Origin of the sequence: Niallia sp. FSL M8-0099, from assembly GCF_038006945.1 — a bacterium.
Taxonomy (GTDB): domain Bacteria; phylum Bacillota; class Bacilli; order Bacillales; family Cytobacillaceae; genus Niallia; species Niallia circulans.
Genome location: NZ_JBBOWF010000002.1, coordinates 830,396 through 853,320, shown reverse-complemented (window position 1 = coordinate 853,320; position 22,925 = coordinate 830,396). Strand labels below are relative to the sequence as shown.

General features: G+C 34.1%; 23 protein-coding genes. 17 read left to right on the top strand and 6 right to left on the bottom strand.

Translation table 11 applies throughout. The features are described from left to right. The first annotated feature begins 91 nt into the window (after positions 1-91). The 5 genes from NSQ92_RS18885 (at position 92) to NSQ92_RS18865 (ending at position 3,088) form a co-directional block, all read left to right on the top strand. Positions 92-469 (top strand): hypothetical protein, encoded by a 378-nt coding sequence (locus NSQ92_RS18885; RefSeq protein WP_095259283.1) that lies wholly within the window; start codon positions 92-94, stop codon positions 467-469. Between the two features lie 55 nt (positions 470-524). Then, complete coding sequence (locus NSQ92_RS18880) at positions 525-986, top strand: GNAT family N-acetyltransferase (protein ID WP_095259284.1); 462 nt, start codon at positions 525-527, stop codon at positions 984-986. A gap of 83 nt (positions 987-1,069) precedes the next feature. Beyond that, positions 1,070-1,657, top strand: a complete 588-nt coding sequence (locus tag NSQ92_RS18875) for a restriction endonuclease (protein WP_061798124.1) — start codon at positions 1,070-1,072, stop codon at positions 1,655-1,657. A gap of 142 nt (positions 1,658-1,799) precedes the next feature. After that, positions 1,800-2,408, top strand: coding sequence for a hypothetical protein (locus NSQ92_RS18870; protein WP_061798122.1), 609 nt, complete (start codon positions 1,800-1,802; stop codon positions 2,406-2,408). A gap of 38 nt (positions 2,409-2,446) precedes the next feature. Continuing rightward, positions 2,447-3,088 carry a hypothetical protein gene (locus NSQ92_RS18865; RefSeq protein WP_341153078.1) on the top strand — a complete coding sequence of 214 codons (642 nt, stop codon included), beginning with the start codon at positions 2,447-2,449 and terminating at the stop codon, positions 3,086-3,088. A gap of 359 nt (positions 3,089-3,447) precedes the next feature. Here NSQ92_RS18865 and NSQ92_RS18860 read toward each other — a convergent pair whose 3' ends face one another. Further along, positions 3,448-4,938 (bottom strand): response regulator transcription factor, encoded by a 1,491-nt coding sequence (locus NSQ92_RS18860; protein ID WP_341153077.1) that lies wholly within the window; start codon positions 4,936-4,938, stop codon positions 3,448-3,450. Continuing rightward, positions 4,931-6,676: a sensor histidine kinase gene (locus tag NSQ92_RS18855; protein ID WP_341153076.1), complete on the bottom strand. Its 1,746-nt coding sequence runs from the start codon at positions 6,674-6,676 to the stop codon at positions 4,931-4,933. Before NSQ92_RS18855 ends, NSQ92_RS18860 begins: the two co-directional genes overlap by 8 nt. 107 nt (positions 6,677-6,783) lie before the next feature. Here NSQ92_RS18855 and NSQ92_RS18850 point away from each other — a divergent pair, with 107 nt between their 5' ends. From NSQ92_RS18850 to NSQ92_RS18825, 6 genes are all read left to right on the top strand, one after another. Further along, positions 6,784-8,064 (top strand): ABC transporter substrate-binding protein, encoded by a 1,281-nt coding sequence (locus NSQ92_RS18850; RefSeq protein ID WP_341153075.1) that lies wholly within the window; start codon positions 6,784-6,786, stop codon positions 8,062-8,064. 63 nt (positions 8,065-8,127) lie between these two features. Further along, positions 8,128-9,084, top strand: coding sequence for a carbohydrate ABC transporter permease (locus NSQ92_RS18845; RefSeq protein ID WP_321198260.1), 957 nt, complete (start codon positions 8,128-8,130; stop codon positions 9,082-9,084). Then, positions 9,081-9,908, top strand: coding sequence for an ABC transporter permease subunit (locus tag NSQ92_RS18840; protein ID WP_144544555.1), 828 nt, complete (start codon positions 9,081-9,083; stop codon positions 9,906-9,908). The genes NSQ92_RS18845 and NSQ92_RS18840 overlap by 4 nt, the downstream gene beginning before the upstream one ends. 31 nt (positions 9,909-9,939) lie before the next feature. After that, complete coding sequence (locus tag NSQ92_RS18835; RefSeq protein WP_341153074.1) at positions 9,940-10,575, top strand: hypothetical protein; 636 nt, start codon at positions 9,940-9,942, stop codon at positions 10,573-10,575. Between the two features lie 63 nt (positions 10,576-10,638). Beyond that, a complete protein-coding gene (locus NSQ92_RS18830) occupies positions 10,639-11,553 on the top strand; it encodes an ROK family protein (protein WP_144544559.1) in 915 nt (304 codons plus the stop codon). Further along, positions 11,546-13,117 (top strand): alpha-L-rhamnosidase-related protein, encoded by a 1,572-nt coding sequence (locus NSQ92_RS18825; RefSeq protein WP_341153073.1) that lies wholly within the window; start codon positions 11,546-11,548, stop codon positions 13,115-13,117. The genes NSQ92_RS18830 and NSQ92_RS18825 overlap by 8 nt, the downstream gene beginning before the upstream one ends. 79 nt (positions 13,118-13,196) lie before the next feature. On the opposite strand, the gene NSQ92_RS18820 is transcribed toward NSQ92_RS18825, so the two are convergent. After that, complete coding sequence (locus tag NSQ92_RS18820; RefSeq protein ID WP_144544563.1) at positions 13,197-13,955, bottom strand: CAP domain-containing protein; 759 nt, start codon at positions 13,953-13,955, stop codon at positions 13,197-13,199. Between the two features lie 488 nt (positions 13,956-14,443). Here NSQ92_RS18820 and NSQ92_RS18815 point away from each other — a divergent pair, with 488 nt between their 5' ends. The 3 genes from NSQ92_RS18815 to NSQ92_RS18805 all read left to right on the top strand — a co-directional run bounded on the left by NSQ92_RS18815 (position 14,444) and on the right by NSQ92_RS18805 (position 17,828). Beyond that, on the top strand, positions 14,444-15,382 hold the full coding sequence (locus NSQ92_RS18815) for an LCP family glycopolymer transferase (protein ID WP_144544565.1): 939 nt from the start codon (positions 14,444-14,446) through the stop codon (positions 15,380-15,382). 293 nt (positions 15,383-15,675) lie between these two features. Next, positions 15,676-16,683, top strand: a complete 1,008-nt coding sequence (rfbB, locus tag NSQ92_RS18810; RefSeq protein WP_144544567.1) for a dTDP-glucose 4,6-dehydratase — start codon at positions 15,676-15,678, stop codon at positions 16,681-16,683. A 143-nt stretch (positions 16,684-16,826) separates the two neighbouring features. Beyond that, on the top strand, positions 16,827-17,828 hold the full coding sequence (locus NSQ92_RS18805; protein WP_144544569.1) for an LLM class flavin-dependent oxidoreductase: 1,002 nt from the start codon (positions 16,827-16,829) through the stop codon (positions 17,826-17,828). Positions 17,829-18,239: 411 nt separating this feature from the next. On the opposite strand, the gene NSQ92_RS18800 is transcribed toward NSQ92_RS18805, so the two are convergent. Continuing rightward, a complete protein-coding gene (locus tag NSQ92_RS18800; RefSeq protein ID WP_047944445.1) occupies positions 18,240-18,425 on the bottom strand; it encodes a type Z 30S ribosomal protein S14 in 186 nt (61 codons plus the stop codon). 188 nt (positions 18,426-18,613) lie between these two features. Here NSQ92_RS18800 and NSQ92_RS18795 point away from each other — a divergent pair, with 188 nt between their 5' ends. Further along, the gene (locus tag NSQ92_RS18795) at positions 18,614-18,841 is read left to right on the top strand and encodes a hypothetical protein (RefSeq protein WP_123258326.1); all 228 of its coding nucleotides are present in this window, start codon (positions 18,614-18,616) and stop codon (positions 18,839-18,841) included. A gap of 82 nt (positions 18,842-18,923) precedes the next feature. Here NSQ92_RS18795 and NSQ92_RS18790 read toward each other — a convergent pair whose 3' ends face one another. After that, a complete protein-coding gene (locus NSQ92_RS18790; protein WP_095259529.1) occupies positions 18,924-19,658 on the bottom strand; it encodes a glucose 1-dehydrogenase in 735 nt (244 codons plus the stop codon). 196 nt (positions 19,659-19,854) lie between these two features. Between NSQ92_RS18790 and NSQ92_RS18785 the strand changes: the two genes are divergently transcribed. Beyond that, positions 19,855-20,439, top strand: coding sequence for a TetR/AcrR family transcriptional regulator (locus NSQ92_RS18785; RefSeq protein WP_095259528.1), 585 nt, complete (start codon positions 19,855-19,857; stop codon positions 20,437-20,439). Positions 20,440-20,545: 106 nt separating this feature from the next. On the opposite strand, the gene NSQ92_RS18780 is transcribed toward NSQ92_RS18785, so the two are convergent. Beyond that, complete coding sequence (locus tag NSQ92_RS18780; RefSeq protein ID WP_095259535.1) at positions 20,546-21,577, bottom strand: NADH:flavin oxidoreductase/NADH oxidase; 1,032 nt, start codon at positions 21,575-21,577, stop codon at positions 20,546-20,548. Between the two features lie 649 nt (positions 21,578-22,226). On the opposite strand from NSQ92_RS18780, the gene NSQ92_RS18775 reads away from it, so the two are divergent. Beyond that, a complete protein-coding gene (locus tag NSQ92_RS18775) occupies positions 22,227-22,925 on the top strand; it encodes an MBL fold metallo-hydrolase (RefSeq protein ID WP_047944442.1) in 699 nt (232 codons plus the stop codon).

Here is a 22,925-nt window from a genome sequence, read left to right as displayed (position 1 = left end):
GAAAATGTTATCTAGGACAATACAATAGTAGGTGAAACATAATCCTTGCTAATTCGTAAATACTTAGAGACATTCTTTAGGAGGGAGTTAAATGAACAGGGAAATTATTTTTGAAGAGGACGCTGCTGTACTGAAGATAAGAGGATTTATGATGCTGTTCACTTTCAAGCATAAAGTGAAGATGCCCTATAGCATGATTAAGAGTGTATTTGTTGATTATTTTGATCCACCGAAATGGATGATTCGTATGCCTGGAACTTCTATTTCGCCGTTAAATATATATGAAGGCTCTTATAAATACCAAGATGAATGGTATTTTTTATCTTACGAAGGAAGGATTCCAGTCGTAATCATCGAATTGGATAACCATGAGAAGTATCGCTATGTCATTTTCCAAATTGAAAATCCAACAGAGGTGGCAGCTGAGCTGAGGAGGAAAATGGCGGAAGCAGAGGGGCGGTACTACTGAGGTATGTCTTCAGTACAATCGTTCCTCTGAGGACTAAAGAGGGGGAAATATACAGGTGAAATGGCATATAAAGAAATTTAATGAGTTAACAAACGTGGAATTATATACGCTTTTGAAAGAGAGAACGGCTGTTTTTGTGGTGGAGCAAAATTGTCCTTATTTAGAGGTGGATGGAAAGGATTTAGAATCGTTTCATCTTTTTGCTGAAAAACAGGGGGAGATTGTTGCGTATTTAAGAATCTTACCTCCAGGGGTGTCATATCCAGAGGCCTCTTTAGGGAGAATTTTTGTAAAGAAAGAATATAGAGGACAAGGATTTGCAGAAGAGCTTGTAAGTCGCGGGATTGATTATATCAAGCAAGAGCTAAAAGAAGAGAGGATAAAAATTCAGGCACAGGACTATTTGCGGAACTTTTATCAGTCTTTTGGCTTTCAAGCCATATCAGAAGTATATTTAGAAGACAATATTCCTCATATTGATATGTTATTAAACGGAAAAATAGCGCAAACTAAGTAACGAAGATTAGATTTGAATACCTAATTTCGGTATAAAATACAGCATTCCTGCCTACCCTTTAATAATGCAAGGGGTGTTGTGAAATGTTCTACATAGAAATTATAGTAGCGATTCTTTTAATCTTGGCTTTTATGAAATACTTATGGACTAAAAAAGAAAATGATTATCAGACTACTCTGCTGGCTAATCATATCGAGTCAAGTGACGAGTTAAAAAAGACATTGGCAATGGGGCTTTATTTAAGGTTTTGTAAAGAGGAAAAAGACAATAACTATTCATCTATTTATTTAAAACAAGATCCTCGCCAATTTGAAAGGTTTGCTGCGGAAATTATGGAGAAGACAAGAGGCGGATCGACATGGGTGACTCCTCCGACAGGTGATTTTGGAGTAGACTTTGAACATGAAACAGAAAAAGGATTGTTTCTTGGACAAGTAAAATGTTATCAAGGAGATTTACCATTTGATTCAATTGCCCTGATTCATTCGAATATAATCAAACGAGGAGCTCAAGGTGGATATGTTATTACAACAGGCAGCTTTACATCTGCAGCTTATGAATATGCCAAAGGATTAAATGTTGAATTAATCGACGGTGTTAAGTTTGTGGAAAGCTGGTTAAGTAGTTTGAGCAAAGAGGAAAAAGAAATGAAGGAATTATTGCTCGTTTAAGGGAAGCAGAGGGACGGCTCATCTGAAGTTATGTATTCGGAAGAGCCATCTCTCTGCTTCTTTTTTAGATGTATTGGAAAATAGGAAAAAGGAATAATAATGGAAATGGTTCTGTCAAAAATGATTTGGAGGGGGATTTTTTATGAGGAAATTTACGTATGCTTTTCTGGCAGTATGTATGATATTGCTTGTTGCTTGTTCAGCAGATAAGAATAAAAAGGAAAATACGGATAATAACAAACAAGCAGATGAACAAAAGGTGAATGTGGATAAAGGTCTTTTAAATGTTGAAATCACACTGCCAGCCTCTTTGTTTGAAGGGGAAGATATTGATTCCGTAATTGCGGATGTAGAAAAAGAGGGCATTAAAGTTACTAAAAATGAAGATGGTTCCCTTACTTATAAAATGTCTAAGGCAAAACATAAAGAGATGATGAAGGAAATGGAAACCTCGTTAGAAGAATCCATTAAGGAAATAAAAGAGAGTGATGATTATGTGTCTATTAAGGATATCACGCATAATAAATCATTTTCTGAATTTACGTTAGTGGTTGATAAAAAGAAATATGAAGATAGTATGGATAGTTTTGCTATTTTTACCCTTGGAATAACAGGCATGATGTATCAAGTGTATAGTGGCGTAGACCCAGATGATTATCAAGTCAAGATTTGGACAAAAGACGAGGCTACAAAGAAAGTTTTGGATGAAACCATTTATCCTGATGATTTAGAAGAGGATTCGGATAAATAGAAGGAGTTTTTACATAGAGAAAAGTAAGGAGAATGAACATGAAAATTAAGCTACCCAATATTTTTAAGCTGTGTCTTACTAGTTTATTTATTATCGCTATTCTTGGAGGATGTGGACAAGATACCAAGGATGTAAAAATGAAAGAAGATCATGAAGGTCAGCAAGAAGCACAGACAAAAGAGTCAGATAAGAAAGAAGAAGCAAAATCAAAGCTCGGCACTCGAAGCAATCCAGTCCCATTGAAGAAGACAGTAACGGTTGATGATGAACTATATAATGACGAAGGGGAGTCTTTTCCCATAAAATTTGATTTAACCGTATTGGAAGTGACACGCGGAGAGGATGCTTATCAAAAATTGAAATCTATGAATGAATTCAATGAGCCTGCTCCAGATGGATATGAATGGCTTTTAGCGAAAACAAAAGTGAAGTTTACTGAATCGGCTACAAAAGATTTGTCCTTCTATATTGACGGAATAATGAATTTCGAAATGGTTAGTGAAAATGGGGATATATATAGTGGTGACATTCTCGGTACAACTGACCCTGAATTTAGTTATGAAATGTATGTAGGAAATGAAAAAGAAGGATATATCTCTGGGTTAGTGAAAAAAGGAGAAAAAGCGCAGCTACGCTATGAAGAGATGCTCGGGGGGAATGTGTTCTTGAATTTACAGTAGAAAAAGGAAGAGGGGAATCAGATTCTACTGATTCCCTAATTTGTCTTCACAAGAACCGTCTCTAAATTTTAGAGATTTATCATATTATTGTTTAATAGGCTGGTCTTCGGTTTAGCTCAGTATCCATTATGCTTTGTTTGCCATCGAGTTTGTAGAATAGCATGGTTGGTTATATCGATTAGGAATCAGATTACTTTTGGTACCTAGATGAAGCGTATTTTTATCTGCAAAACCTTAAAAAAGTTGCAATACTTTTATTATTTTTGTCCTCCGAATAATCAATAATGTCTGGTTGAATGGTAATAATTATCCTAAAAAGTCCTGTTATGCCAATTCAGTAATCAATAGCTAAACCGTCTTTAAATGGAAGCTGAAGAACCTTCTTCTTGAAGTCTTTTTTTATATTGTTCTGGGGAAACTCCAGTGTACTTTTTAAAAACGCGAAAGAAATATTTAGGGTTATCATAGCCTACTGCTTTTGAAATTTGATATATTTTTCGATCAGATTTATTTAATAGTTCTTTTGCTTTTTCAATACGTACTGAATTTAAAAAGTCTATATATTTTTGTCCTGTTCTTTCTTTAAAAAGAGTAGATAGATAAGCACTATTAAGAAAGAATATATCTGATAAAAAGTCTAATTTTATATCTTTATAATAATATTTCGAAATATAACTCTTCACATTTTCAATAGTATCCTTAGAAGCATAAATTTTTTCATAGCTCATACTTTCAGCTATATTCGAAAGGAAGTTTATGAAGTACTCTATTAATTTTTCAAAGGAAAATATTGTTTCATAAACTGTTTTATAGATATCAGGTAATGTATGGTTTGTATTTGTATTATAAAAATTATTTAGCATACCTTTTGTTTGCTCAAGAAGAAAAATACCGATGTGTTTGACTTCTCCTAAAGTTAAATTATTTGTTTTTATCATGTCTGTAAGGATAGCTGTCAATCTTTCTTTCAATACATTGCTTTTTCCAGATTCAATAAAGAAAATAATCTCATTTATTTTTTCAAAGTGGATTATACGCTTTTCTTCGTTTCTTTTATAATGAAATATATTTTTTATTTCGCTATTCTGCTTTGTATTAATTGCTGTAATGGTTTGTTTATACGCTTCGAAAAGCTGTGTTGGATTATCCACTTTTTCGCTGATCCCACATAGAAATGAATTGGACGTAAATGAAAAGCTGGAAAGTCTGTCACAAAAATTTAATTTTTCATCCTCTTCTAGAATGACGAATTCCATATTATCTTCCTGTGGATGAGGCAAAAGGATATAATTATCTGTTAGTGTTTTTGCTTGGATTGCTTGCTCATAGTAAATAGTTGCTAATCTTAATTGCTTATTAGAAAATTCTTTGATTAAATGTATTGGAAGTTTATTAATCGTTATGTTCCCTATAATAAAATGGCTTAATACATTCCATTCTGCTATATTCGATGTGTTATTTTTCTTTTCCTTCTCTTCTTGTAATGTCTCCATTATTTGGGTAAGGACCGTACCAATAGTTTCTCGACTGAAGGGTTTTAAAATATAGCTTAGTGCTTTTGCTTGGATAGCCTTTTGGGCATAAGAAAAATTTTCAAATCCACTAATAACAATTACTTTTAGATCAGGGTGATTTTTTATTAGATTGTCTAAAAGCTGGGTGCCATCCATTAAGGGCATATCCATATCTGTGATAATAAAGTCAGGTTTAAGTTTATTTAGTAAACCTAAAGCTTCTAGTCCATTAGATGCTTCCCCAATACAAGTTAGCGGATAGTTGAGTTTTTGTATTTTTTTTAATGTTCCTTTTCGAATTATTTCTTCATCATCAACAATAATAAAATTATACAAGATGTTCTGTCCTCCTAATCATCAAGGGAATTAAAACGATTACATTCGTACCCTGATCTAGCGCACTTTCTATAGTTAAGCCATAATCTTTTCCAAAAGTAAGTACCAGTCGAGTTTCGATATTGATTAAGCCTATATGAGATTCTAAATGCCGAATAATTGTAACTGCATCTTTAAGTTTCTTTCTCAATTTATGTAATTCTGCGTTATTCATTCCCCTTCCATTATCAGAAACTTGGATTAGTAGATTATCACCATGTAAACTGATGTGGAGCCGAATTTTTCCGTCTAGATGTCCTTTATTAAAACCATGATTTATCGCATTTTCAACTAATGGTTGGAGTATTAATTTTGGGACAATTGAATGATAGAGTTCATCAGATTGAATTTTAACTTCGTAATCAAATTTCTTCTGATAACGAATTTCTTGTATTTTAAGATAATCTTCTACATGTTTAAGTTCATCTGAAAGTTGAGCGTCGTTTGCAAAACCGTTGGACGCATATTTAAACATATCTGAAAGAGCAATAGTTATTATGGATATTTCTTCAATATCTTCGAGTTCTGCTAAAGAATTGATGGATTCTAATGTATTGTAAAGAAAGTGGGAATCAATTTGGTTTTTATATACATTCATTTCTGTTGTTAATAGAGTTTTCTCAAATGCTATTTTTTCAGTAAGATATTGATTAAGTGTAGTCAACATTTTTTGATATTCTCGATAAAGGGTTCCAATTTCATTATTTTGGTTAGAAAAAGAAGAGTCTTCCAAACAATAAATATTATTCATGGAGTTTTTTCTCATTACCTTTGATAAATTAATAATCGGTAAAGTGAATTTTTTTGAAAAAAAGTAAAAAATAACAGAAGACACAGCAAGTACAATGCCCAAAATAAGAATGATTGTGACGAATGTCTTGAAAAGTAACTTGTGGTAATCACTAAAGTCAATAAAGGCACGAATTTGAATGGGATATTCTGTTGAAGCTAAGGTTTGATTTTTTATATATGGGTTTGTATCCATCTGTTTATTTAAATTTTCATAAAGCGTCTCAAATGAGTCTGATTTGATTACTTGAAATCCAACCATATTCTGCAAGGAATTTTCCGAAATAAAACGAAAAAAGTCAGGCTCGCAGTTAACTAGCATTACTCCTAATAGTTTTTTAGAATAAAAATCATAGATTGCTCTTGTAAAAAAGATAGTAGATTCGTTATATCCGTTAACGATGTAGTTATTTTCTTGTTGTATGCTGATAACCAGATCACCTTTCGCTTTTAATGCTTCTTTATACCAAGGTTCACTAAGCGGATTAAATCCATAGGAAAAATCTTTATATGTATTGGAATAGGAAAAGATATGACCGTTTAGTGTGATGATTGCTAAGAAATTAATATTGCTTGTACGATATAGCAATGTAGAAAAGATCCCTTTTATTTCCTCATTAGTGTAATATAGGTCCTCTTTCGAATAGTTATTTGATTTATACTTACGCAAATCATTCATTAAATTATAGGAACTTTTGGAATAAAATTGTGCTTTTTCCGTTAGAATGTCTATTTCGTCTATTTGTTTATTGAGGGTATCTATAGCCTGGTGCATAACAGAATTTGTATTCGCTTTCATTTCTTTCGAAGAATTATTGTAGTAGAAAGTATAAGAATAAAATCCGAGCGATAACAAGGACAAACCAGTAATTACTAAAGTATATAGCATTAGCTTTTTTTGAATTTTCAAAACGGTCACCCTAACATGAATAATCTAAAAAAAGTATACCATAACAGTAAAAAAAAATATACTTCACCTATTTTATTATGGACATATAGAAATGAAAAGGGGGATAAATGATGAAAAAGGTTTTAACAATAATTATTACTATGCTTTTTATAATGATACTGTTAACTGCTTGTGGAAGCGATAAGAGTTCTGGTGGTACAGGTAATAGTAATACCATTACCGTAATGGCATCAGGTGTGAAAAACGGTACACAGGGAATTTATTTAGAGCGGTTTAAAGAGTTAGTAGAAAAAGAATATCCAGGTACAAAGGTTGAATATACGTTATTACCTGATGATCAATACTATACAGCTTTAAAAAGTAAATTATCTACAGGGCAATCACCGGATATGTTCCTAGTTCAACCCAAAAAGGCTAGTGCAAGTTCGGTAGAAGAAATGGCAAAAGCAGGGTACATTGAAGATTTGTCTGACCTAGAAAATTGGGACAAACTTGTTGAGCAAGGGAAAGAGGATATGTCTTATAAGGGTAAACCGTATGCTTTATCCAGTGGGATTGGTGTATTAGGAACATGGTATAACAAAGATGTATTTAAGGAGAATAATCTTGAAATCCCTAAAAATTGGGATGAATTTCTAAATGCGTGTGAGGTACTTAAAAAAGCTGGTATTACTCCTATTGTAATGGGGGATAAAGATTCTTTTATGATTCAATTTGGAATGTATCAAATCGCTGCTAACCAAGTATATCCAAACAATCCTGATTTTGATAATCAATTATACACAGGGGAAACCAATTTTACAGACACTTTATGGGTTAATACAATTACATTGTACAAAGAACTTTATGATAAGGGATATGTAACTAGTAATTCATTGGGGTTAGGCCAGCCGCAGGCACAGCAAATATTTAAAGATCAACAAGCAGCAATGATTTTTGACGGAGATTTTAGCTTTCCTGCACTAGAAAATGATCATTTTGAATTAGGTTTTATGGGATTACCGGCAAATGATACTGGAGATTCTTATATCGCTGCGGCAACTGCAGCTGGATATGCAATAAGTTCAAAAAGTGAACATAAAGAGATGCTGAAAGAAATTTTTAATAAAATGTCAGATGGTGAATCTGCGTTTTATTATGCATGGATTCAAACTGCCACTTCTTTCACAACCTATAAAGGAGTGGAATTAAGCAATCCTGTATTTAATGATGTTATTCCTGCATTCGAAGCAGGACGCTCCTTCTATTGGTGTAATCAAGCCTGGCCATCAGGAACAGAAACGGAAATGCAAGCGAAGTTTAGTGAAATGATTGGTACTGGTAAACTGGATCCAAAAGATGTTGCCAAGGCGATGCAAGCGAAGTTCGATGAGTTGAAGAGTGAGTAATATAGAAAATGATAGAGGGGTAGAAATCCCCTTTATCCTCTTTTGGAGGAGGAGTCATCTTTCATGGAAACTGTTAAAGAAATTAAAGCAGAGTTGAATAGACCTAGAAAACCGAAAAAGAATAACTTGATGAAACAGCAGTCTCTCGTTATGAATAATCGATTATTTATTTTTGTAATCCCAGCTTTATTAATATTTGCTGTCTTTTGGATATGGCCATTTTTAAAACTGTTTACTTTTAGTGTTACTGATTTTAACGGTTTTAACATGAATTATAATAATGTTGGGTTCGATAATTTTAAATCGATTATCGAGTCTGGAACTTTAACAAATTCAATAAAAAATACTTTAATATATACCGTTTTACTAGTTATAGTAGGAAATATTTTGGCTCTTATTTTGGCAATGGCTTTAAATACCAAGATAAAAGGAATGGGATTTTATCGTTCAGCAGCCTATATTCCTGCATTATTTAGCGCAATAGTAATTGGCTTTATTTGGAGCTATGTTTATATGCCTCAATCGGGTATGATCCCTTCCGTTATGAATTTGATTGGAATCGATGCAAGTACATTTAATATTTTAGGTGATTACCAAAATGCCTTATATGGAATAACAGTAGTTGATATATGGAAGAACATTGGACAAACGATGATTATTTATTTAGCAGGGTTACAAACAATTGATGATTCTTTGCTTGAATCGGCAAGTATGGATGGGTGTAATGAATTACAACTTATTCGGTATGTGAAAATTCCTTTATTAGCTCCGGCTATTACTATAAACATAGTATTATCCGTTATTAATGGTTTAAAAGCATTTGACTATCCGTTTATTATGACTAATGGCGGTCCTGGTGAGTCAACTAATACATTGATGTTTTCTATTTATAAGATGGCATTTACAGAGCAGCAGTTTGGGAAAGCAGCAGCATTCTCTGTCGTTTCGTTTATTGTAATAATTATTATTACAGCCCTCTTATTGATCATCATGAATAAGAAGGAGAGTGAAATGGAATGAAAATAAAATATGGAAAAATGGGAATTCACTTTGGGCTCATCATTTTTTTAATAGTAACATTGGCACCATTAGCGATAGCGTTGTCAACTTCTTTCAAACCGCCTGGAGATACTTCTTCTCCGTTAAAATTGTTTACGGAGTTTTCTTTTGAAAGTTATAAGACAGCTTTTCAGGCAATGAACTTTGGCACCTCCTTTATAAATAGTATTATTACTACTTTTGGTAGCGTATTTGTTGTTGTTTTGCTGGCTTCAATGGCTGCTTACCCACTCGGCAGAATACAAAATAAATGGAGTAAATTACTATATATTCTGTTTATTTCTGGCTTGATTATTCCGGGACAAATGGTGGTAATCCCTATTGCGCAAGTATTTAATACATTAGGTGTGCCTAGTAATCGATTTACACCAATGATTATGTTTATTACCTGTAGCATTCCATTTTCAGCATTCTTATACACTGGATTTATGCGAACGATTCCAGCTGAAATAGAAGAATCAGCTTATTTAGATGGGGCAAATTTATTTACTCGCTTTTTTAAAATTGTCTTTCCATTATTATCTCCTGCAACTGTTTCGGTAGTGATAACTCAAGGTATATGGATTTGGAACGACTACTTCTATCCATTAATCTTTGTCAGCAAACAAGCGGAAATGAGTCTCCCGGTTACGATGCTTAATTTCTTAGGAGATAAAGAAAACCCAGCGCAATGGAGTGTGCTTTTTGCAGCTTGTATTCTATGTGCTATTCCGTTAATTATCACTTTCTCTTTATTACAAAAACATTTTGTAAGCGGTATATCCTCAGGTGCGGTGAAGGGATAGAGATGAAATGAGAAATTTTATGGAGAAGGGCTTGAGCTATTCCAATTATATTTATCAGTTTTTTATTTTGAATAGTTTGTTTTTAATAACAAATGTATTGTTTTTTCAATTCTTTTTTGCGATTGATTTTAAGCTTATCTTTTTCCCTTTGTTTTTTCTTGTAAGTCAAACTATTATTCCTTCTTGCGTTGCAAGTGTAAGATGCTTGAATAAGCTATTAAAAAATGAATCAACAAGAATATTTTATACATTTTGTAAGGAACTAATTTATACAGTAAAACATGAGTGGAAAATATGGATGGCATGTATATTTTGCATATTTCTAACATTGTCTACTTTATATGTTCCTTTGCAAGCATCCTATGTAACCAATGTATTTACAATGATGAATGTTATTTTCTTTTGCATAGAAGTTTTAATGGTAATCATAATGATTGGCAATGCTCAAAAGTATGAAGGAAAAAAATTATTACTATTTTGTATGATAAATTTTTTAAAACAAATTCCATTAAGTGTATTAATGATTGTTTTGATGGCAGCACTGATTATTGCTGTTCAGAAAATTTCTTTTATGTTTATCCTTTTTATTTTCAGTACAGCTTTATATTTTCTCTACTTTCTGTTTAGAGCTAATACGAAATCAATTCGATTAGTTAATCTCGAGTAAGATGGAGTTATTTCCTCATTTTACACAGTAGGTATTTAAAAAAATAAGTTAGGAGCATAGTAGATGTATTTGGTGATTGATATAGGAGGAACCTTTATAAAATATGGATTAATGGATAGGGAAGGTAATCTTCACTGCAAAAGTAAAAAAAGATCGACAACAGAAAACTTAATTGCTTTTAAAAATATTCTTTATGAAATTGTGGAAGCACATAGCCTAACGAATATAAAGGGAATTGCCCTTAGTTGTCCAGGAACAATTGATGTGAATACAGGGATGATTTATTATGGTGGCTCTTATCCTTTTTTGCATAAAGTAAATTTGGCATGCGATTTGCAGAAGAAATACGGAAAAAAGGTGACCATTGAGAATGATGGGAAATGTGCAGCATTAGCTGAGCTATGGCAAGGTAGTTTAAAGGAAGTAAATGATGCAGTTGTTTTGATTCTCGGTAGTGGAGTTGGGGGAGGTATTATCCTTAATAGACAACTTCATCGTGGGATAAATTTATCTGCAGGTGAGCTCAGCTATGTGATGAGTAATATAGATACATCAACAAAAAAGGGAAGGTTTGTAGGGAATGATTGTTCAGCTGTTAAAATGATAAAACATATTGCAGAAACAAAACAATTGCATGATTTAACAGACGGAGAAGCAGTTTTTGATTATATTAACTCTGGTGATAAAGTGGCTAACGAGATTTTTGATGAATATTGTCTTTATATAGCTGCCCAAATAATGAATTTACAATATATTTTGGATCCAGAGCTATTTTCCATAGGGGGTGGGATTAGTTCGCAACCTATTCTACATGAGAGAATCCACTGGGCAATGGAGCAATTAAGAAAAGAAAACCCTTTCCACATAGCAAAACCAGTAGTAGTTCCTTGCAAGTTTCTTAGTGATGCTAATTTGTATGGAGCCCTGTATCAATTTTTAAAAGGTATGAAAAAAGGTGGGGAAATCGTGTATGAGTGAAATGATTTTTCAACAAAATCAAGATAGAAGGATTATCGAGAATAAGAACTTTTTACAAAAGGCAGAGAGATTACTTCCTAGATTAAAAGAAACAATTGTTCATCCCGTTCAAATAGTAGATGTAGTTCCTGATGATGAAATCATACATGGGTGGAAAACAAAACATATTCATTCCATAGAGAAATTACCGGATTTAACTTTTGGGAAAAAGGATCAAATTATCTTTGATTTTGATAATCATCAAGTAGGCTATTTATCCCTACACATTAAACCAGTGGGGAGCCCACCGGATGCGCCGCTTCATCTGAAAATCACTTTTGGAGAAATGCCAGTTGAAGTTGCGGAGGATTTTTCAACCTACAATGGAATTATAAGCAGTGCTTGGTTACAAGAAGAATTTATTCATATGGATGTATTGCCTGGAATTCTTAATTTAGAGAGGCGCTATAGTTTTCGATATGTAAAAATAGAAGTACTAGCTACCTCACCCAAATACAAGGTTTGTTTTAATAATATAGTTTGTAAAAGTGTAAGTTCAGCAGACACAGCAGTTGTTAGCAAACTGGAGAATTCAGATTTGCTTCTGAAGAGAATTGACGAAGTCAGCATAAAGACACTTGTTGATTGTATGCAGGAGGTATTTGAAGATGGTCCGAAACGTGATCGCCGTCTATGGCTAGGAGATCTCCGCCTTCAAGCGTTAGCTAATTATGCAACAGTTACAAATAATGACCTAGTAAAACGCTGTCTATATCTTTTTGCAGGCACACCCGACGATAAAGGTAGGATTGCTGCCAATTTATTTATCAAACCGGCTGTTATTGCAGATGATACTTATTTTACTGATTACTCTCTCTTTTTTATGGATACATTAGTAGACTACTATAAAGAAACAAAAGATACAGAGACGCTGATAGAACTATGGCCAATTGCTTTTAAACAAATAGAGAATGCATTAAAGTCTGTAGATACAAATAATCTTTTAAAAGGAGAAGGCTTCTTTGCTTTTATTGATTGGGCTGAAGGATTGGAAAAGGAAACAGCTGCTCAAGGCATCCTTATATATATAATGAAAAAGGCACTTTCGATTGCAGAGATAGTTAATAAAGAACACGCAATGTTTTTAGAGGATAAAATTCCTCTATTAGTAGAGGCAAGTAAAAAACATCTGTGGGATTCAAATACTGGATTATTTATTAGTGGTGAAAATAAGCAGATATCCTACGCAAGTCAGGTATGGATGATTCTTGCAGGTGTTCCTTCGACAGTGGAGGCACAATGTATTTTAAGGAAATTATCAACTGTCTCTGCTATTGAGCCATCGACTCCTTATATGTATCATCATCTTGTAGAGGCATACATAGTTGCAGGAGAAAAAGAAACCGCTGTGGAAAAAATTAAAGAATATTGGGGAGAAATGCTAAAAGATGGAGCAGATACATTTTGGGAACTCTATAATCCAAAAGATAAAACTTTCTCACCTTATGGAGGCTATCTAATCAATAGCTACTGCCATGCTTGGAGTTGCACACCAACCTATTTAATCAGAAAGTATAATTTATAACAAAAAAGACGCAACTAGCCTTGCTAATTGTGTCTTTTTTGCTTTCCTAGAAATGATAATGTTTTATCATTTGCTTTCTTTACTTTTTAACAAACATTTGCACCCATTCATAACCGCCTTCATCAAAACCAACACCGATATGTGTGTACTTATCATTTAGGATATTGGCACGGTGACCTTCACTATTCATCCAAGCGTTGACTACTTCTTCCGGTGAACGTTGTCCTTGTGCAATGTTTTCACCGGCTGACTCGTACGTAATTCCAAAGTCTCTCATCATGTCAAATGGCGATCCATAAGTAGGACTTGTATGGGAGAAATATCCCTTGTCATTCATATCTTTCGCTTTCATATCTGCTACGTTGTTTAATTCCGGATACGCTTGTAAAGCAGGAAGTCCTTGTTTTTTTCTTTCAGCGTTTGTTAAGTCGATAACTTCCGACACAAAGTTACTTGGTTCTTTTTTTGCTGTATTATTAGGTGTTGTTTGCGGAGCAGATTGAGCACCTGGTTGTGCACCTTGATTTGCTTGTTGCTGCTCTGTAGCCTGTTGCTGTTGTGGAGTGGCTTTTTGCACTTGTTGTTTATTTGTTGCATTTGGATTATTTGAATCATACGTTCCGACAATTGTTCGAAATTCGTATTTAGCATTTTGTATTTTTACAGGTTGTGTATGCGGATATTTCTTACTATTTACATTTGTTTTTAAGCTAGAAATTGTAGAGTCATTATAACGATCTATATTCATATCTGAAGCTTCATGATCATTATTATTACATCCTGCTAGCACAAGAAAACTCATGCATGCAAGGACAGAAAATGTATTTTTAATCTTCATTATATTTTCTCCTTTTGTATATAAAGTTTTTACCCTTTTATTTTTTCACCTTTAAATAAAATTACATATGGGAATTAGAGGGATACAGAGTGATAATTACCATGAATTGGTTGGTTCTGTTCGCAGTAGAATAGTCTTTTTGAATACATACTAAGGATGGAAGTTAAGTATTAGATTAATTTACGGCTATACGATTTAGCATTCTTTATAGTTAATTCAACAGAGATCATTTCCTATGTAGGATTTTATAGGGGGAATAAACCAATCTATCTCCGCTTCAACTACAAAAGGATTGCCTACTTCATCGATAATTCCTATTGGTCCCAGTATTACGTTGGAGCCAACCGAGTTTATTAAGGATAGAGAGGGACGGTTCTCCTGCTTTCTTGTTAGAAAATTTAGGAGAATCATCCTTATTTTCATCATTTTCTCATTTTTTTATAATAAAATGGATGAGCGAAAATTTAACAAGGAAAGTGAGAGCGAGAATGAAAACAAGGAAAAGCAAAAAGAAAAAGATATGGATTACTTTAGGAGTAATTATTGGAATACTTGTTATTGGATTAGGGTCTTACGTGTTTTATCTATTTCATAGCGTAGAAGAGACAGCAAACAAAATGTATAATCCTCTTGAAGATGATTCGAATTCAGAAAAACAGGCAAGAGAAGAAAAGCTTGATAATACAAAACCAATCTCTATTTTGCTTATGGGTGTGGATGAAAGAAAAGGTGATGTAGGAAGATCGGATACTCTCATCGTTATGACTTTGAATCCAAATAAAGATAAAATGCAGATGGTAAGTATTCCTCGTGATACGAAAACAGAAATCATTGGGGATGGGCGCGTAACAAAAATTAATGCAGCCTATGCTTATGGCGGAGTGAAAATGGCTAAGGATACGGTAGAAAATTTCACAGGTGTTAAAATGGATTATTATATCCAAGTAAATATGGAAGCACTAAGTGATTTGGTTGACGCCATTGGCGGGATTACTGTTCAAAATGACTTGGATTGGATTGATGAAGGATATTATAAAAAAGGCTATCATTATAAAAAGGGAACTTTAACATTAGATGGTCCCCAAACATTGGGATTTGTTAGAATGCGTCATCTAGATCCAAATGGTGATTTTGGTCGAAATGATAGACAAAGGGAAGTCATTACGGCTATTATTGATAAGGCTACAGGAATATCAACAGTAGCTCATTTTGATGAAATACTAGATGCACTTGGAGCAAATGTCAAAACAAACATTACGTTTGATCAAATGATGACCATACAGAAAAATTACCGTGATGTGCGAAAATCCGTAGAGCAATATGAAGTAAAAGGACAAGGCACTCCTCCTGGACAAACTTATTATTTAAATGTTCCAGAAGAAGAAAAAACGAAAGTGCATGATATGTTGAGTGAGAATTTACAATAAAGAAGGATAAAAAGGTACTAGCTGAAAATAGCTAGTACCTTTTTTAGGGGGACAATTCTCCTGTCTCTGTCTTTGCTAAAAGAATGCAATGAATTGCAAATTACAAGTATAGGAATTATTTTTATAACCCAACCGCTCTTTCTTAATGGATGAACAAAAAACTGAAGAAAGCAGTGTTTTTTTGTTTATCTATATTGGCAGGAAAATTTTCACTATAATAAATATAGACATACTGTATTCCAATAGTAGAGAGAGAGAAAGCTTTATATATAAAAGAGAAGGAGGTAAGTGAAATGGCGAGAAAGAAGGTCTTAGTAACAGGTGGGGCAGGGTTTATTGGAGGAAATTTTGTTCAATATATGGTGAATAAATATCCGGATTATGAAATTTATAATTTGGATTTACTAACATATGCAGGTGATTTAATAAAGCATAAAACAATAGAAGGAAAGAAGAATTATCATTTTATTAAGGCAGATATTGTAGATAAAGATACCATCCTTGCTCTTTTTGAAAAAGAGAGGTTCGACTACGTAACACATTTTGCTGCAGAAAGCCATGTTGATCGCTCTATTACAAATCCGGAAATTTTTGTAAGGACAAATGTTCTTGGCACGCAAGTATTATTAGATGCGGCAAAAACAATTGGCGTAACAAAGTTTCTACATGTTTCAACCGATGAAGTATATGGAGAATTAGACTTCGATTGCACTTCTTTCTTTACGGAAGATAGCCCACTTCATCCCAATAGTCCCTATAGTGCAAGTAAAGCATCTTCAGATATGCTTGTTCGTGCCTATCATCAAACATATGGTTTGCCAATTAATATTACCCGTTGTTCGAATAATTACGGACCCTATCAATTTCCTGAGAAATTAATCCCCTTGACGATTTCTCGTGTTTTAAACGATCAAAAGATTCCTATATATGGAGACGGGAAGAATATTCGTGACTGGCTACATGTATTTGATCACTGTGCAGCCATCGATTTAGTGCTCCATAAAGGTGAAAATGGAGAAGTCTATAACATTGGTGGACATAATGAACGAACAAACATAGAAGTAGTAAGAACCATTATAAACATACTAGGTAAGTCAGAAGATCTAATCGAATTCGTCCCTGACCGCCTCGGCCACGACAAACGATATGCCATCGATCCAACAAAAATAACAGCTTTAGGCTGGCAGCCAACTTTTACATTTCAAACCGGTATAGCCCAAACTATCCAATGGTATAAAAAGAAGCAGAGGGGAGTATCTTCTGCTTCTTTTAGAGTGGATCATAAGGATGTTTGTGACTGAATAGGGAACAATATTTTCATGAGTTATATGGCTATTTATCCTTCCTTTTCTATTCCTGTGGTGCTCCGCAAGCAAATAATTTTTTTTCCTGTAAGGCAATTGATATGATTAAGAATGACTTAAATAAGAAAGGATCTTGCAAAATGGCAAATTTAAATATACCTATATCCGTATTAAACCTTGCCCCGATTCGAGAGGGACAAACTTCTAAAGAAGCTATTGAATCAATGGTGGATTTAGCTCAAGCAACAGAGAAAATGGGCTATAAACGTTATTGGATTGCAGAGCATCATAATACATCTACACTTGTTAGTTCGGCAACTGCAATTCTTATTAAGCATACGCTTGAACACACAGACAGCATTATTGTAGGATCTGGCGGCGTGATGCTTCCAAACCATTCTCCATTAGTTGTTGCCGAACAGTTTGGAACGATGGCAACGATTTATCCAAATCGAGTAGATTTAGGACTTGGTAGAGCACCTGGAACTGATATGCTGACTGCGAGTGCATTAAGACGTTCGCAAAAGGATTCCGTCTATACCTTCCCAGAGGATGTTAATGCTCTTCTAACGTACTTTGGACCTGAAGAGGATCAAGGCTATGTAAAAGCACATCCAGGTGTTGGTACAAATGTACCGATATATATTCTTGGTTCTTCTACTGATTCAGCTTACTTAGCGGCAAGTCTAGGACTGCCTTATGTGTTTGCTTCTCATTTTGCACCGAGATATATGGCAGATGCAATCAAGATTTATCGTGAGCGTTTCAAACCTTCGAAGTATTTGGATAAGCCATATATGGTGGTTTGTTTAAATCTGATTGCCGCTGAAACAGATGAAGAGGCAGCTGTTTTACAGACATCTACTCATCAATTTTTCCTAAATGTTGTGCGTGGAACACAAATGCCGCTTCAGCCACCAGTGGATAGTTTAGATGGTCTTTGGAATCCACAGGAAGAAGAAATGGCCAAATCCATGTCTAGCGTGACTCTTTTAGGAAGCAAAGATTCCGTTCGCAACCAGCTTACAGCTTTTCAGGAACGCTTTAATGTCGATGAAATCATGGCAGTTTCTTATATTTTTGATCCTGAAAAACAGAAACGCTCTTATGAAATATTAAGAGAAGTAGTAGAGGGAAAATAAAAGTTCAGCAAAAAATTAAATCATAAAAAAGGGTACTAGCTCCTGAAAGAGCAAGTACTCTTTTTTACCATTATTTCTCTTTATCCTCTTTTTTCTTTTCTTGCTGTTTCTCTTTTTGTTCCTCTGTTATTTTAAAATCACGATCCACTGTTTTGTTTTTTAAATCTTCATTTTTAACCATCTATAACGCCTCCTTTTTTCTTATATATAGACGATTTTAAGCAGATTAAACGGTAAAGTAATAGGAAAAAGTGGGATTATTTGGGTATTTGGTAAGTGGATTTTTAGGATGGGCAGTAAGAAAGGAACAGTAAAGAGGAGAGAAGCGAGGGGACAGTCCTACCATTTCTTTTTTTGAAGAGACACACGAAAAGGAAACAGTAAGAACCATCCCCATGATTCTCCTCTATATTACCAGCTTGCTTTTTTTAGTCCAGGAATTTGGCCTTTGTAGGCTAATTCTCTTAAGCAAATCCGGCATAATTTAAATTTGCGGTATACAGAATGAGGTCTTCCGCATTGTTCGCATCGTGTATATTCTTGTACTTTATATTTAGCAGTACGTTTTTGTTTATTGATAAGTGCTTGTTTAGCCATTATTCAGCCTCCTTTTAAAATAATTATAAACTAATAATTATTTTAAAAAAATAGGAGATTAATGGCAGATAGAGATACGGTTCTTGTGATTCCCATCATTACAGTTATTCTTATTGGGAAACAGCAGAACCTCTGAGTACTTTCTATGAAACCCGGGTATAAATAATATAAATAGGGAGGTGACGCTGATGGCTGAGAATAAAGGGAAATCTACCTCGAATAAGACGCAGCTGAATATGGATAATCCAGAACAGTATCCTACAGAAAATGAAAGTTTATTTGATAAGTTTGAGATAGAGCAGACAGTTGATCCCATTCCAATGGAAGATTTAAAAGAAGAACAAAGAGAAGAAAAGGCAAAACATGACACCAAAAATACATCTTCAAGTGAAAAGAAGTATAAAACAGGTATGTAATGCAGAGGGACGGTTTCTTGTTTCCCTATTTTGGCATTGAACCAAAATAGGAAACAAGAAACCGTCCCTTATAGTAAATTGCTTAAATAGCTGTTAAGCCGCCATCAACAATAAATTCTGCCCCAGTTGAGTAACTGGATTCGTCTGATGCTAGGTATAGGACGATGTTTGTTACCTCTTCTGGCTGAGCTACTCGCTTAAGTGGTATATGTTTAGAAAATTCTTCTACAGCGGTTTTTGTATCTTCTTGTACAACCATAGGAGTCGCAATAACTCCAGGATGTACGGAATTTACGCGGATCCCATAATGAGTGCATTCTACTGCGGCTGCTTTCGTAATTCCTCGAACAGCAAATTTTGTATCAGTATAACCTACCGCACCTCCGACTATTCCATTGATAGAAGATATATTGATAATCGATCCGCCACCAGCTTTTTGCATGGAAGGAATGATAGTCTTTATCCCAAGAAATACAGATACTTGATTAATATCAACAATTCTGCGATAGTCTTCCTCTGTCATTTGTAAGATAGATTTTGCCGCTGTTATCCCAGCATTATTTACTAAAATATCAACAGATCCAAATTTTGCTTCTGTATTTGTAACTACAGTCTCCCATTCTTCCGCTTTCGTAACATTATGCTTTAGAAAGAAAGCGAAATCTCCTAATTCCTCCGCTAGTGCTTGTCCTTTTTCTTCATTTAAATCTGTTAAAACAACTTTTGCGCCCTCTTTTATAAAACGACGGGCATGAGCAGCTCCCATACCTTGAGCAGCCCCAGTAATAATAGCAATCTTTCCTTCTAATCGAGACATGATTAATCCTCCTTGTTAACGGTCAATAGTAAAAAAATAATGATAATCAAACAAATAAACTACATATGTAAATTAACAGAACTTTTAACTGTTGTCAAAGATAATATGTTATTAATAGTTTAACTGTAAATTAGAGAGGATAATCAAAAATTAGTATGATATAATTTATAAAAATTTGTAAGGTGGTATTATAGTCGTGGTAAAAGCAGATCGGAGAATAGTGAGAACACGCAATAATTTGAAAAGGGCCATGCTGGAGTTAGTAAAGAAAAAGGAATTTAAGGATATATCTATCACGGAAATAGCAGAAGTAGCAAAGTGTAATCGAGTAACGTTTTACTCTCATTATGATAATAGTTCACAATTATTGGAAGATGTGTTTAGAGATTATTTAGATCAATTGACTACGAATTTTAAACAAAGTTTTGCGGGTAAAAAGACTTTTTCATTATCTGATCCATCTCGGACAATTTCGCTATTTACATTTATACACGATAATCCCTTCATTTTTTCATTAATGCTAATGGGAGAGGTTATCCCTGGTTCTCAAAATATTTTTTGTGAAACTATTGCAAATATTAGCCGTGAGGAATTGGACTTAAAGGAAGAAATATGGTTTGATACAGAGGCTTTAAATTTATATGAAACATACGCACTGTTAGGATTATTCATCTATTGGATAAAAACAGATTTTCAAAGTACGCCAGAGGAAATGGCGGAAAGATTAGCCTACATTTATTCAAGAACATTGGGAGAAATAAAAGTAAAAGAGGAACGATAATTTACAGTTATGAGGCTGTCGATTTTTTAAGGATTAATAAAAAGGGGAAAGCGCCATAGAGTTATATCTTTTGGTGCTTTTCCCCTTTTAGATATATTTGAATCGTTTATTTCTTCGGAAAGGCAACAGCATATTGTTTTGGCATTTCTGTTTCTTTGCGCAATTGCGCCGCTGCTTCGATAGTCCAATATGGGTTGCGAAGCATTCCTCTTCCTACAGCAACAAGGTCTGCATCCTCGTTCCCAATAACAGAGTTTGCTAGTTCTGCTGAATCCAGTCTTCCAACAGCAATAACGGGCACATTTAGTTCTTGTTTAAATGCACGAGCTAGAGGAACTTGGTAGGCAACATGTGTCCCAGGTCTGCCAGCAGCTGCAATTGGGCCTTCTCCACCTGCACTGACATGGAAAATATCTACTCCAGCTTCTTCGTATTTTTTAGAAAAAGCAACACTGTCTTCAATATCGTATCCGCCTTCTACATACTCTTTACCAGAAACACGCATGATTAGTGGCATGTCAGTCGGCATTTCTGCTTTCACCGCTTTAATGACTTCTACACCAAACTTCGTCAAATCTTGACCATATTCATCTGTACGTTTATTTGTATAGGCAGATTGGAATTGATGAATTAAATATCCATGTGCACCATGAATCTCGATAGTATCAAAACCAGCTTTTATTGCACGGGCAGCTGTTTGGCGGAATTTTTCTACCATTTCTTTTACTTCATGTGTTGTTAATTCTCTTGGAGTTTTTGATTTATCATCAAATGGAATAGCAGATGCTGATACTGGTTGTGGAGCATCTTCTGCTTTTCTACCAGCATGTGCAATTTGTATACCCACTTTTGCGCCATATTGATGACAAGCATCGACAATACGTTTCAATGGTGCAATTTGCTCATCAGACCATAAACCTAAATCGTTATCTGTAATACGGCCATCTGGTTCTACATCAGTCATTTCAATAATAATTAATCCAGCACCGCCAATCGCACGGCTTACATAATGAACATAATGCCAATCTGTTGCAATTCCATCTTTCTTCTCCACTGAATATTGACACATTGGAGGCATTACCACTCGGTTTTTTAATTCTAATCCTTTATAAGAAAAAGGAGAAAATAGATCCTTCATATTTTTGCCTTCTTTCATCAATAAAATATATGTTTGTCTAAAAACTTACCACCAGCCGCTATTTAATTCAAATATTATGCTTTCACCAATGATTTATTATGTACAAGATGCTGAAAATAAATCCTATCGATTGTTATAAAAAATATTTATTTTAATAGATGAAATCTTACATATTTCATCCATGATAAAAATAAAATAAGAAAAGAGAAATGTAATTGCACAAATTACTATTTAAATATTAAAAATATACAGTAAATTAACAGTATTACCTTTTATCTTATTAATATGTTGTTATATAATGAATACAATATATAGAGAGCGGCTTAAATCTTTCATAGGCGCAACATCACAGAATAAGATAATTGGATACTCAAATTATTTATTGGGGATGGAGATGATAAAGTGAGACTAGGTTCCATTATCTGTTTTTTTAAAAGACGCCATAAATTTAGTTATTACTCCAATAAGTGTGTGCGTTGCGGCAAAAAAAGAGAGATTTAAAAGGATAACAAATAATAAGGTGTTTTTTAAAATACTCTCGGACATGAAGAGTATTTTTTTATTTAAAAAACAATGACTTGCTAAAACTAATAGCATTAGTTAAAATGAAACTAATACCATTAGTTTTTTTAATCAGGAGGTTTGACTATTGAGAATTATCCACCATAATTATTTATATCAATTGACTTTTTTGCCAAGAATTTTTCCAGTGAACTGCTATCTCGTCGAGGAAGGGGAAGAATTAACATTAATTGATACAGCTTTGCCTTTCAGCTATAAAAAAATTCTCTTATTTGCTGAAAAACTGAATAAACCGATTACGAAGATTATTCTTACTCATGCCCATGGAGATCATATTGGCTCATTAGATGCCCTAAAAGAAAGATTACCAGATGCGAAAGTCTATATATCTGTACGAGATGCTCGCATATTAGGCGGGGATCATACTATTGACAAGCAAGAGGAACCCTTTGTTTTAAAAGGGGGTTTACCTAAAAATATCAAGACGAATCCAGATGTGCTAATAAAAGATGGGGATCAAATTGGTTCGCTAATAAGTATTTCTTTACCAGGACATACACCAGGGAGCTTTGGCTTTCTCGATAAACGAGATAATAGTTTGATTACTGGAGATGCTTTTCATACAAGAGGAGGCTTTGCTATAAGTGGTCAATTTCGGACTTTCTTTCCTTTTCCAGCATTGGCAACCTGGAATAAGGAGAAAGCCATTGAGAGTGCGAAGAAAGTGCTGTCTCTAAATATTAGTCTTTTAGCCACTGGGCATGGAGATCTGCTGGAAAATGCTCAGCCTTCTATTGAATCATTACTTAAAAAAGAAAGAGGATAA